This window comes from Mesoflavibacter sp. SCSIO 43206, from assembly GCF_019904215.1.
Lineage (GTDB): Bacteria > Bacteroidota > Bacteroidia > Flavobacteriales > Flavobacteriaceae > Mesoflavibacter > Mesoflavibacter zeaxanthinifaciens.
Window position 1 is genome coordinate 2260001 of record NZ_CP063201.1, and the last position, 13783, is coordinate 2273783.

General features: G+C 31.1%; 10 protein-coding genes (1 of these 10 only partly in view). All 10 read right to left on the minus strand.

Annotated features, from left to right (window positions below):
* Positions 1 to 688, minus strand: the 5' portion of a protein-coding gene (locus INR78_RS10385) for a DUF4249 domain-containing protein (RefSeq protein ID WP_223076457.1). The gene continues 125 nt to the left of window position 1, outside the view; 688 of the gene's 813 nt are visible here — the first part of the coding sequence; its start codon is at positions 686 to 688; the stop codon falls past the left edge of the window.
* Entirely contained in the window at positions 688 to 3063 is a 2376-nt protein-coding gene (locus INR78_RS10390) for a TonB-dependent receptor (RefSeq protein ID WP_223076458.1), read from the minus strand. Before INR78_RS10390 ends, INR78_RS10385 begins: the two co-directional genes overlap by 1 nt.
* 79 nt (positions 3064 to 3142) lie before the next feature.
* A complete protein-coding gene (locus tag INR78_RS10395) occupies positions 3143 to 5368 on the minus strand; it encodes an NADP-dependent isocitrate dehydrogenase (RefSeq protein WP_223076459.1) in 2226 nt (741 codons plus the stop codon).
* A 154-nt stretch (positions 5369 to 5522) separates the two neighbouring features.
* A complete protein-coding gene (locus tag INR78_RS10400) occupies positions 5523 to 6095 on the minus strand; it encodes a pentapeptide repeat-containing protein (protein WP_106678734.1) in 573 nt (190 codons plus the stop codon).
* 671 nt (positions 6096 to 6766) lie between these two features.
* Positions 6767 to 7120, minus strand: a complete 354-nt coding sequence (rplS, locus tag INR78_RS10405; RefSeq protein WP_027879701.1) for a 50S ribosomal protein L19 — start codon at positions 7118 to 7120, stop codon at positions 6767 to 6769.
* 195 nt (positions 7121 to 7315) lie between these two features.
* Positions 7316 to 7993, minus strand: coding sequence for a tRNA (guanosine(37)-N1)-methyltransferase TrmD (gene trmD, locus INR78_RS10410; RefSeq protein WP_027879702.1), 678 nt, complete (start codon positions 7991 to 7993; stop codon positions 7316 to 7318).
* A gap of 30 nt (positions 7994 to 8023) precedes the next feature.
* Positions 8024 to 8248 carry a hypothetical protein gene (locus INR78_RS10415; protein ID WP_106678732.1) on the minus strand — a complete coding sequence of 75 codons (225 nt, stop codon included), beginning with the start codon at positions 8246 to 8248 and terminating at the stop codon, positions 8024 to 8026.
* A gap of 111 nt (positions 8249 to 8359) precedes the next feature.
* Entirely contained in the window at positions 8360 to 9340 is a 981-nt protein-coding gene (locus tag INR78_RS10420; protein WP_223076460.1) for a Gfo/Idh/MocA family protein, read from the minus strand.
* Positions 9333 to 11033 carry a sodium:solute symporter gene (locus INR78_RS10425; RefSeq protein WP_223076461.1) on the minus strand — a complete coding sequence of 567 codons (1701 nt, stop codon included), beginning with the start codon at positions 11031 to 11033 and terminating at the stop codon, positions 9333 to 9335. Before INR78_RS10425 ends, INR78_RS10420 begins: the two co-directional genes overlap by 8 nt.
* A 127-nt stretch (positions 11034 to 11160) precedes the next feature.
* On the minus strand, positions 11161 to 13689 hold the full coding sequence (locus INR78_RS10430) for a PIG-L family deacetylase (protein WP_223076462.1): 2529 nt from the start codon (positions 13687 to 13689) through the stop codon (positions 11161 to 11163).
* Positions 13690 to 13783: the final 94 nt, after the last annotated feature.

Below are 13783 nucleotides of genomic sequence, written 5' to 3' on the forward strand. Positions count from 1 at the left end.
CACCATCATTTTCTGAGGATTGTTGTAGTAACAGGAACATGAAATTATAATATTGTTCAGAAATTCCGTAGTTTTTAATGATTACTTCATCACCGGATTCTAAATCTTCTTCGGTGAAAAATGCAAAAATTTGATTTCCATCTGTAAACTCGTCATCATATACTTCGTAAGTAGGAATTACTGCTATATCTGTATCAAATTGATATAAATAAAAATTTGGCTCGTTAGCAGGATCATTATAATAGGCTTTTAACTCGATATCTTCTCCAGAAAAACCACCTTCATCATTTTGTTCTACATATTCTACAGGTGTTACAGATTTTAATTGTTCTGAACCAACATAAGTGTCTCCGTTATATTGGATTGTAAGTGTATATTCTTGGTTTATTTCAGGAATAAAATTTGTTGTTTTATATATACCAGTATCACCGTCCTCAGTAAAAATAAAAGTATTATTATTTTGATCTGTTACACTAACTATTGCATTATTAGCTGGTGGAATTTCTGTATCAAAAAATGGAGCAGACAATGTTAATTTTATATCTTGTTCATTACCTGTTGTGCCATCAAACCAGTTTAGCGAAGCGTCTATTACAAGTTTTGGTTCTGTTTCTGGTAAGTCAATGTCTACAACTTCTTCACAGTTAAAAAGTAATAAAAGGGCACTTATATATATAAATTTTTTCATTAGAATTTAAAGTTATAGGTTACTGAAGGTATAATACCAAAAAGTGAAAATTTTGTAGCTTCATTAATTCCGGTTATTCTATTTTCTGAAAAACTTACTGAAGCAGCGTTGTAACGATTGTATGCATTATAAATACTAAAAGTCCAATAGTTTTGCCAACCTTTTGTCTTGTTAGGTTTTGGTGTATAATTTGCAGATATATCTAAACGATGATACGTTGGTAATCTGTTAGAATTACGATTACCGTAATTGGGTATTGTTAAACCAGCGTATTGATACTGAGATACAGGATATGTTGTAGGTTGTCCTGTTTGAAGAACAAAATTGGCATTAAAAGTCCATTTTTTATTCAATTCGTAATTACTAGTTATTGAAATATCATGAGTTTTATCAAATGCAGTATTGTACCAATTTGCGTTATTTATACCTAGCTCTTCAGCTGTTCTTCCTGTTGTTTGTTGTTCTGATTTTGATAAAGTATAGGCTATCCAACCTTCTAATTTTCCGACATTTTTTTTAAAAAGAATTTCTAATCCATAAGCTCTTGCTTTTCCGTTTAAAATAACTTGCTCAATTGCATTATTAGCTATCAAGTTTGCGCCGTCTATATAATCGATTCTATTTTTTATAGTTTTAAAAAAACTTTCTACTTCTAAGGAGTAATCGTTATTATTAAAACTTTTAAAATAACCTACAGCTATTTGGTCTAGCAGTTGTGGTTTTACATATTTACCACTTGGTGTCCATACGTCTAAAGGTGTTGGAGAACTAGTGTTTGATAACAAGTGTAAATACTGTGTCATACGATTATAACTTGCTTTTATAGAACTATTTTTGTTTAATTGATATGCAACTGAAAATCTTGGTTCTAAATTAAAAAAGGATTTTATAACATCACTTCTGTTATAGTTTTCTGTACCTATTGGTTCTGCCTTTTCATAAATCTGTAAATCTTCATTAAAAATTACAGGTTGATCGTTTTCATAAATGTTTAATTCATCTTGACCTAAACGTAAAAAAGAACTTAGTCTTAACCCATAATTAATAGATAGTTTATCAGATAGTTCATGCTCTGCATCTAAATAAATAGCATTTTCAAATGCATATTTATCTATTAGTTTGAAAGGATTTATTCCTGAAGTTGGTGTAGAAGGTTCAATTTCTCCTGGATTAAACTTATAATATATACTATTTAAACCATATTGAAGTTTGAAATTATTAGAAATATAATGTTTAAAATCATATTTAAAGTTGAAATTTCTAATTCCTGAATCCCAATCAAATTCAACAAAATTAAGCTTTAATCCATAATAGTAATCAGAATATATTAATGACATATTTGAGAATAACTTATCAGAAAACAAGTGATTCCATCTAAAGTTTACAACCGTATTACCGTAGGTGTTATCAAAACTATCTGCAATTCTAAATACATCACGACCAAAGTATCCGGATAAATAGATATTATTTTTATCATTTAGTTTGTAGCTTAATTTGGTGTTTAAATCATAAAAGTAAGCCACGTTATCAATATCAAAAAGTGGTAAAAATAAGTGAGCATAACTACTACGTCCACCAAAAAGAAAAGAACCTTTGTCTTTTTTTAATGGTCCTTCTGCTAATAATCTACTAGCAACTAAACCAATACCTCCATTTGCATGAAACTCTTTACTATTTCCTTCCTTTTGATAAATATCTAAAACAGAAGAAACACGTCCACCGTAGCGTGATGGTATTCCTCCTTTATATAGTTTTAAATCTTTAATAGCATCAGGATTAAAAACAGAAAATAACCCGAATAAATGTGAAGAATTAAAAACAGTAGCTTCGTCTAATAAAATTAAGTTTTGGTCCGCAGCGCCACCACGTACGTTAAATCCAGAACTACCTTCTCCAGCGTTAGTGACACCAGGTAATAAAGTAATTGCTTTGATAACATCAGGTTCTCCTAAAACTACTGGTATTTTTTTTATTGTAGAAGCTTTTAACGCATTAACACTCATTTGTGGTTTTCTTATGTTTAGTCGCTCTACATTTTCTGTAATCACAACTTCTTCTAAGCTTTCAACAGATTCAGTTAAACTGAAGTTTTTAGTAATATCTTCATTTAGATTGATAGTTTCTGAAGTTTCTGCATAACCTAAATAAGAAATTATCACTTTGTAGTTACCTTTAGGTAATGTGATAGAGTAGAAGCCATACTCATTAGTAGTTGTGCCAGTATTTAATTCAGGAATAATAACATTTACGCTAATTAATGACTCGTTAGTATTGGTGTCTGTTATTTTTCCACTTAATGTATATTTTTCTTGAGAGAATGCAGATAAGGAGATTTGAATTAAAAATGCTATGGTTAGGATTAGCTTAGAATTCATTACAATTTTTAAAGTAAAAATAAAGAAAAAGCTCCTGTAAAAGGAGCTTTTAACAATTTATTAATTTCGCTAATGAAATTTATATTTCCTTCAAAATATTATTAAATAATTCTATCGGTCTCATAGCTTGATCAGCTAATTCGTCGGTTGGTTCATAGTAACCACCAATATCAACAGATTTACCTTGTATATCGTTTAAAGCTTTTATTATAGTTTTTTCTTCAGCTTTAAAAGTTAAAGCAACTGGCTCAAATTGAGCTTTTAGTGTTCCATCTTTATCTTGGTTTGCTAAAGCCTCAGCCCAGTACATTGCTAAATAAAAATGACTACCACGGTTATCAATTTCTCCTGCTTTTCTAGAAGGACCTTTTTTGTTTTCTAGTAGTTTTTCTGTGGCAACATCTAACGCATCGCCTAAAACTTTTGCTTTAGGATTGTTGTTAACTTCGCTAAAGTGATCTAAAGACACAGCAAGTGCTAAAAATTCTCCTAAACTATCCCAACGTAAGTGGTTTTCTTTTTCAAATTGTTGAACGTGTTTTGGTGCAGATCCACCAGCTCCAGTTTCAAATAATCCTCCACCATTCATTAACGGTACAATAGATAGCATTTTTGCTGAAGTACCAAGTTCTAAAATTGGGAATAAATCTGTTAAGTAATCACGTAATACATTACCTGTTACAGAAATTGTATCTTCTCCAGCTTTTACTCTTTTTAAAGTAAACTCTGTTGCTTTGATTGGTGAAAGAATATGAATTTCTAATCCGTCTGTATCATGATTTTTTAAGTAAGTATTTACTTTTTTGATTAACTCTGCATCATGAGCTCTGTTTTCGTCTAACCAGAAAACTGCTGGCCAACCAGTAGCTTTAGCACGTGTTACAGCTAATTTTACCCAGTCTTGTATTGGTAAATCTTTTACTTGACAAGCTCTCCAGATATCTCCAGTTTCAACATTATGAGATGTTAAAACATTACCGTCTGTATCTACGATTTCAACTTTTCCGTCAGTAGATATTTCAAAAGTTTTATCATGAGAACCATATTCTTCTGCTTTTTGAGCCATTAAACCTACATTTGGTACAGTACCCATGGTAGTTGGATCAAATGCACCGTGTTCTTTACAGAAGTTTATAGTAGCTGTGTAAATACCAGCATAACTGCTATCAGGTATTACTGCTTTAGTATCTTGTTGTTTTCCCTCTTTGTTCCACATTTGACCAGAGGTACGGATCATTGCAGGCATAGATGCATCTATAATAACATCACTTGGTACATGTAAGTTAGTAATACCTCTATCACTATCTACCATTGCTAAGTCAGGATTATTAGTAAAAGCTGTATCAATATCTGCTAATATTTCTTTTTGTTTACCTTCAGGTAATTCAGATAAATTACTTAATAAGTTTCCAAAACCATTATTTACATCAACACCAATTTTTTCAAACGTTTCTGCATGCTTAGCAAAAACATCTTTAAAGAATACGCGTACAGCATGACCAAAGATAATAGGGTCTGATACTTTCATCATGGTAGCTTTCATGTGTAAAGAAAACAATACACCTTGTTCTTTAGCGTCTTTTACTTGCTCTTCTAAAAAGGTTAATAAAGCTTTTTTACTCATTACTGTTGCATCTATAATTTCACCTTCTAAAAGGTTTAAATTATCTTTTAAAACAGTAACATTACCGTTATTGTCAGTATGTTGTATTTTTACAGTAGTTGCTTTATCTAAAGTTACCGATTGCTCGTTGTGTGCAAAATCACCGTGAGACATTGTCGCTACATGAGATTTAGAATCTTTTGACCATGCACCCATAGAATGTGGATTTTTCTTAGCGTAATTTTTTACTGCTTTTGGCGCACGTCTATCAGAGTTTCCTTCACGTAAAACTGGGTTTACAGCACTTCCTTTTATTTTGTCATATCGTTGTTTAGCATCTTTTTCTTCGTCTGTTGTAGCTTCTTCAGGATAATCTGGTACAGCGTAACCTTTAGCTTGTAGCTCTTTAATTGCAGCTCTTAATTGAGGTATTGAAGCACTAATATTAGGTAATTTAATAATGTTAGCTTCTGGTGTTTTTGCTAATTCGCCTAAAAACGCTAAGTCATCAGATACGCGTTGTTCTTCTGTTAAAACATCAGGAAAAACAGCTAAGATTCTTGCTGCTAAAGAGATATCTCTTGTTTCAATCTCTATACCAGAAGAAGCTGTAAAAGATTTAACAATTGGTAAAAAAGAACGCGTTGCTAATGCTGGCGCTTCATCTGTAATTGTATATATAATTTTTGGTGAATTTGACATATAATTAAATTGAATGTTAGTTATTTTTTTAGCTTGACGAATATACGAAAAACAAGAGGTTTTTTAAAGTGAAAATTGGCACTTAACGTTTTATTATAATGATGATATATAGAAGATTATAAAATTACGAATTTGATAAAATATGATTAAAATTTTAAGAAATCACAATTTTATAAGTGTCAAGAAGTCCTGAAATTTGATCTTTTGAAAATTTAGCGCCTTTTATTTTATTTCTTTTTGGGTTAATACTGTAATTTATTGCTTTACTAAAGTCTGCTTGCTCTAAGTTTGTTTGTTCAAAAACAGCATTTTTAAAATTACAAGTATCAAACTTAGTTTTAGTAAAATTAGCTTCAGTAAAGTCTACTTGATCAAATACACAGTTTTTAAATTTACTCGAGACTAACTTGATTTTATAAAAAGAAGAAAAGTTTAAAACACAATCTGTAAAACTTGCAGAAAATAAAAGCTTATTACAGTCAGAAAATAAAATACCTAACATTTTACTGTCTAAAAACGTTACATCTTTAAACGTAGCATCTTTAACTTTAATATTACTTAGATTACAACCTTCAAAAACGCAGTCTAAAAAACTAAAAGCCGATAGAAAACTGTTTTCAAAATTACAGTTAATAAATGTGCAGTTATCATATTCTGCTCTTTGTAGTACTTGAGTAGTAAAATCTTTGTTTTTATAAACGTTATCTGCGATAAAGGGTAGAGGCATTGTACTTTTATTTATGCTGTAAGATAAGAAACCTAAAAAACAAAAGCCATAACATAATAGAATTAACTATTGTTGCTATGGCTTTCTTGAATTAACACTTTGGCGATGACTTATTTAACTTTCATTAAATCGATCCAAAACTCTCGTTTTACATCTTTTCAGTTCACGCACTTGTCAAATCAATAGTACATTTGGGTAACTTTCAAAATGTGTTGACTTGTTACAAAATGTACATAGTAATTGTTTTTCTGGATGATTTACTCTTTTAATTTCAATTTTCATGAAATTACCATTGTAAAACATTGTTTTATTCTTCTTAAAGTAGCTTTTGCTACTTAAGATTACTAAAAGCTTTCAATTCTACTAGTTACTTTTTGCTTTCACATAAAGTACTTTTTAAAATCTCTTAATTTTACAATTTACACGACTACACATGTAATTTTCAAAAACCTCAAAAAACAATACAACTAAATCAAATTCATTTTATCGAAACCAATAATTAATATTGTTATTAATTGTTTTACTAAGATAAGTCTTTTTATTAGTTTTTTATAGTTTTTAACTATTTAAATATCAACCGTTTATGAACTATAGTTATTAACAAAAGTTAATAACTAAAAAAGCCTAAACGATTAAGTTTAGGCTTTTTATATATGATTTGAAGTGGTAAATTATTTTCTTCTAGCTTCTTTAATTCTAGCTTTTTTACCTGTAAGACCTCTAAAGTAAAAGATTCTTGCTCTTCTAACTTTACCTCTTTTGTTAACTTCAATTTTTTGTAATGCAGGTAAATTAACAGGGAAGATACGCTCTACACCAACTGTTCCTGACATTTTTCTAATTGTAAAAGTTTCTGAAGTACCAGTACCTCTTCTTTGTAATACTACACCTCTAAAGAACTGAGTTCTTACTTTTTCTCCTTCTCTAATTTCGTAGTAAACTGTAATTGTGTCACCAGCTGAAAATTCTGGTAAGTCTTTTCTTGTTACAAATTCGTCTTGTACAAATTTTATTAAAGATTCCATCTTTATTTATGTTTAAGTGTTTGATTCAGAACAACATTCACGTATTTCGCCAGAGGTTAATCCGAAATTGGGTGCAAATATAAGCAAAAAGTTAATTGATAAAAGTAAAAGTTTAAAAAATGTTTGTGGACGAAGACGGTTTTAAGTCATCGATACATTTTGTTTATACTTCACAAAATACTCGAACAGACCAAATTATTCATCTAGTAAATCTGGTCTTCTTTCTTTTGTACGTTTATAAGCTTGTTCTTCTCGCCATTTTTCAATTTTTGGAAAATTACCGCTAAATAATACTTCTGGTACTTTATGTCCGTTGTAATCTCGTGGTCTTGTATAAATTGGTGGCGCTAATAAATTATCTTGAAAACTATCTGTTAACGCCGATGTTTCGTTACCTAAAACACCTGGTATTAATCGTATTACAGCATCGCAAAGTACTGCCGCACCAAGTTCTCCGCCAGATAGCACATAATCGCCAATAGATATTTCTTTAGTTACAAACATATCGCGTACGCGTTGGTCTACACCTTTATAATGTCCGCAAAGGATAATGATATTTTCTTTTAAAGATAATGTATTGGCAATACCTTGATTTAAGGTTTCGCCATCTGGTGTCATATAAATAACCTCGTCATAATGACGCTGCGATTTTAATTTACTTATGCATTTATCTATAGGTTCTATAAGCATAACCATACCTGCGCCGCCACCAAATTGATAATCGTCAATGGTTTTATAGTTATCTGTAGTATAATCTCTTAAATTATGAAAATGTACTTCTACCAAATCTGCTTCTATAGCACGTTTTAAAATGGATGCTTCAAACGGACTCTTAAGTAACTCTGGTAAAACAGTGATGATATCTATTCTCATGGCTTTGCTAAAATGGATAGCAAAGATATTCTAAAAATTCAATACATCAATCCATTTTAAAAGATACATGATTAAAAAGGTAAACGCTGCACTAACAAAAATGGTGCTTTGCCAAAAGTAAAGTTTGTTATTCCAAAGGTGAAGCCATTTTTCGCCAAACGAAGTTTTGACATAACTTTTTAAGAATACAGAATACGCAAAACCTACTGCCGAAAAAATGACTAAAGCTAGTATTACAATTAAAGATTTTTCCATAACTGAAACTTTAATTAGTTACGATAATTCTGTAACTAGTTTGTACTAAGTTACTTTAAAAGCTTAACAATTTCAAATATATTTTAAAAACTAAGAGTTTTGAATGAAGAATTATTGATAACTCAACCCAATTTGTGCTTTAATTAAGTCTAATAAATCAATTAATTCGGTGCTTTTTTGAAAACTCATAATTGGACTTTCTTTTTTATTAGTTCTGATTAATTGATTAAAATGCTCTATTTCAAAATTATAGCCAATAGAGTTGTAGTTAAAATCTAGTGTTTTTTCTTCACCGTTATTAGATATTAATGTTACTGTTGTTGGCTCATGAAACCTTGAGTTTATTTTAATTACACCAGTTTCGCAGGTAAAAATTGCTTCTGTGTTAGTTTTTTCAACTAAAGTAGATTTTAAATGGGCAATTGCTTCATCATAATAAAAAATCATATTACAAGTAGCGTCTGCACCATTATCAAAAAAAGTAGCTTTTGCTTCGGTCTTTTTAGGAATACCAAGTGTTGTAAGTGCACAAAATATTGGGTAAATACCAATATCTAAAAGACTACCGCCACCAAGAGTTTTATTGTATACTCTTCTAGAAGGATCTAAACTAGCTTTAAAACCAAAATCTGCTTCTAGTTTTAAGATGTTTCCAAAGTGTTTTTGTTCTAATAATTCTAAAACTTTTTGATAATGTGGTAAGAAGTATGTCCACAAAGCTTCCATTAAAAGCGTATTGTTTTCTTTGGCAGCATTTATCATGTTTTCTACTTCAAAACGGTTTAAAGCTAATGGTTTTTCACAAAGTACTGGAATTTTGTTTTGTAAACACATAAGTGTGTTTTCTTTGTGTAGACTATGTGGTGTAGCAATGTAAATGGCATCTATTTTAGGGTCACTTAACAACTCTTCATAATTACCATACGCCATTGTAGCTTGGTGTTTTTTAGCAAAGGTTTCGGCTTTTTCTAATGTTCTTGAAGCTACTGCGTAAATCTTGCTATTACTTACTTTTTGCATATCTGTTGCAAATTTTTCAGCAATTTTTCCAAGACCTATAATTCCCCAATGTATGGTTTGTTCTTTATTCATAATTCATTTCATTTTTCATTAAAGACTGAATGACAAGAGCGATAACCATAACAATTAAACAGCCAACAAAGTTTAACCATAAAAATGGCAAGTTGATAATTTCAAATTGATTTAAAAAGAATAAACCAATAACTAAAACTTGTGTGATTAATGCTGCAATAAACACAGCGTTTGCTTTAATAAATTTGAAAAAAAACGCTAATAAGAAGATACCAAGAACATTACCGTAAAAAATAGAACCAATAATGTTAACTAACTGAATTAAATTTTCGGCAAGATTGGCAACGCAGGCTACGCCAATTGCTAAAATTCCCCAAAGTAAAGTAAAGCCTTTAGAGGCTTTTACCATATCGTCTTCAGATTTTTCTCCAACACGTTGTTTGTATAAATCTATGGTTGTTGTACTTGCTAAAGCGTTAAGTTCGCTAGCAGTACTAGACATTGCTGCGCTTAAAATTACCGCTAGTAATAATCCGATTAATCCTTTTGGTAAATTGTTTAATATAAAGTGAATAAATACGTAATCCTTATCATTACTTTCTACTTTTAAATTCTTTGATTCGCCAGCTTTTTCAATTAATTTTTGTGCTTGGCTTCTTAAAACATCACTTTTAGTGTTATATTCCGAAATAGTCTTGGCAGTTACATTATTTTCAGTTTTTACGTAATTGAAAATAGCTTGTTGTTTTTCAGCAAATAATTCGTTTTGTTGCTTTTGAAGTGTTTGATAGTCTTGAGAATATTCGCTGTTTAAAACGACTTCGGTTGCTGTTGGATTAAAATTTATAGGCGATTCGTTAAACTGGTAAAAGACAAAAACCATTACACCAACTAGCAGAATAAAAAACTGCATTGGCACTTTTAAAAGTCCGTTAAATAGTAAACCTAATTGCATTTCTTTTACAGATTTACCTGATAAATAGCGTTGTACTTGACTTTGATCGGTACCAAAATAAGATAACATTAAAAAGGTACCACCAATTAATCCACTCCAAACGGTGTATCTATTATTTAAATCGAAAGAAAAGTCTAAAACATCCATTTTACCGCTTGCACCAGCTATTTGAAGCGCTTTAGAAAAAGTAATATCATTAGGAAGTTGATTAATAATTAAAACAAACGCAATAATCATTCCTGTAAAAATCACAACCATTTGGTGTTTTTGAGTAACGTTTACAGCTTTTGTTCCGCCAGAAACAGTGTAAATAATTACCAAAACGCCAATGATAATGTTTAGGAGTAGTAAATTCCAACCTAATACAGCCGATAGAATAATTGCAGGTGCAAAAATGGTAATTCCTGCAGCTAAACCACGTTGAATTAAAAATAAAATCGCAGTAAGTGTTCTGGTTTTTTTATCAAAACGGTTTTCTAAAAACTCGTAAGCCGTATAGACTTTTAATCTGTGATATAACGGGATAAACACCATACAAATCACAACCATTGCAATAGGCAATCCGAAGTAAAATTGCACAAATCCCATACCCGAATGGAACGCTTGTCCTGGTGTACTTAAAAACGTGATTGCGCTGGCTTGAGTTGCCATAACCGATAAACCTATTGTCCACCAAGGTGTTGTATTACCGCCTTTTAAGTAATCTTGAACATTTTTACTGCCTTTAGTTTGGTACGTACCATAAATAACAATAATTAGTAATGTACTTATTAAAATAATCCAATCTAATGTTTGCATTTTTTAAAAATATAACGTGATTAAATAAAAAGCGATTAAATATAAAATATTAGCCAATAGTACTAAGGTGTACATTGGTTTCCATTGGTATTTTGGTTGGTTTTGCATTTTTCTAAAATCGCTATGATTAATCCTTAAACTGTTCTTTATTATCTAAATTGTCTTTTCCAATACTTAGCATATTAGCAAATAATCGGTAAGCACCAGAAACACCAGCAGGAAATTCTCTAAAAAAGCTAAGACCTGTATAAATATAATAGCCTTTACCGTGTTTTGCGACTAACAAACTACCTTGTTTTTCGGTTTCGCCTTTATCGTGCATGGATAAAATTGGTGTAAATTTATTAGACCATTGGTTTGGAAAATATAAACCGCGTTCTTGCGTCCAACCTTCAAAGTCGGTTTTTGTAATTTGGTTTGGATAATTTAAAACTGGATGATCTTTTTCTAAAAGTGTAACTTCTGCATTCTCATCGGTAACACGATCTCTAGATAATTGTAAGGTGTAAGGTGATAATTGATCTACTTTTAGTCGATGACTTGTATTGTATTGCACAATCATATTGCCACCATTTTCTACAAAATCGAATAAAATTTGCTGTTTAAATTTAAGTTCGTCTAAGATGTTATACGCTCTAATTCCAACAACTACAGCATCAAAAGCGCTTAATCTTTCAGTAGTGATGTCTTCTGGATTTAAAACTATGACATTGTAACCGATTTGTCTTAAACTTTCTGGTACAACATCGCCAGCACCTTCAATATATGCAATGTTTTCGCCTCGTTTTTTGATATCTAAGCGTACCACTTTGCTTTCGCTTGGAAGTACAACGGTTTGATAAGGAATGTGTTCGTAATCGATTTCAACTAATTCTCTAGTGTATACGTCTTCACCAACATGAACCATTGGCGTTATTAATCCTTCATTTTGATTTTTTGGAGGAATAACAGTAAACGTCAGTGTTTGTGTTTCACCTTTATATTTAATATCTATGTTTTGCTTTTCAGGAAAAACAGACCAATTGTTTGGATGTGCGATTTGAACAAAACCGTTTAAATTATCGCGACCAGCTTTTACAATTACCGAAATGTCTTTTTGTTGATCTGAATCAAAAATGATGACTTTCTCTGAAATTTTTGCAGATGCTTCAGGAATGATTTCAAACGGACGATATAATTCGCCTTTATCTGGTTTAGAGTATCTGTAAACAATAGGTTTAGTTACAGAAAACGGTTGATTATTAATCGTTACATTGAATGTCACACTTATTGGTCTTGGTGTTTCTGGCTTTCCTATTAAATTTTTATCTTCAACTTTATACATACCTAAAGTTCCTTTTTTATTCAGCCAATATGGTGAAGATGGTTGAATATTTTTAGGAATAGTAAGCGATTGCTCTACATTTTGTTTATCATTATTTTTTAAAGGAAGCGCTTTTAAAGTAGCTGTTTTATCTGTAGAAAGTTGATAAGACACTAATTCCATATTAATTGGGCTTCGGTTTACAGCTTCAATATTTAATGTAATAGTTTCTCCTGCAGAAGCTGTTGGCGTACTTGCAGATGCTTCTAAATATAGACCTAAACAAGCTTCAATTATAGCGTCAATTTCTTGAGTTTTATAGTTTTTCCAATAATCATTATCTAATTGTTGGATTAACTGTCTTGCTAATAATAAGTCTTTAACGTGTATTGAAGGATTTTCAAAATTGAAATTTGTCTCAACTTTCTTTAAAATGTCACCAATAGTTTTTCCGCCTTTCACACGATTCCAGCTTGTGTCTATTCCTTCAAAAAGGTTGGTTTTGTCTTTTGGTAAATCGCCATTAATAAGTTCGATATATTCGGTTTGCGATCCACGTTGTGTTAAAGCACCAAACCCTTGACATAAATGTTTACTTCTAGAAAGTGCAGCAATCTCGTTATTAGATAACCCTTTTGAAGGGTAATATACGCCAATATCAAAATTTAAAAGTTTGCTTTTGTCTGCTTTTTCAAAGTTTTCCTCGCTACCATAAAACCACCAGCTGGTATTAAAAAATTGGCGTTTTGGTTGCCAAGTTCCGTGTGTTTTAGCTTGTTCTGGATATATGTTTGGGTTGTTTGCCAAATCAAAAGCTTCTACACTTAACATAGCAGATGTTGTGTGATGACCGTGAGTTGTACCAGGTGTACGATGATCAAAACGGTTAATGATAATATCTGGTTTAAACTGTCTGATCGCTAAAATTACATCGCTTAATACTTGGTCTTTGTCCCAAATATTTAAAGTTTCTTCAGGATGTTTTGAGTAACCAAAATCGTTTGCTCTAGTAAAACGTTGCTCGCCACCATCTACGCTTCTAGCGGCTAGTAATTCTTGTGTACGTATTACACCTAATAATTCTCTAATTTCTGGACCGATAAGATTTTGTCCGCCATCACCACGAGTTAGAGATAGGTAAGCAGTACGTGCTTTTACTTGGTTAGACATGTAAGAAATTAGACGTGTATTCTCATCATCAGGATGAGCTGCTACATATAAAACAGTACCTAAGAAGTTAAGTTTTTTTACAGCGTCGTGTATTTGAGAAGCATTAAGTTTTTTGGGTTGTTGTGCTTGTAAAGGCAAAGCCAAAACAAAAATAAATAGGAGCGAAGCTAGTTTTTTTAGCATTTTTAAGGTTAATTATGTTTGAGGTAAATATACATAATAGCCTTAGTGGAATAGCTGTTTTAAGCCTTTTTTAACGTTATTTTTAGGATGTGAA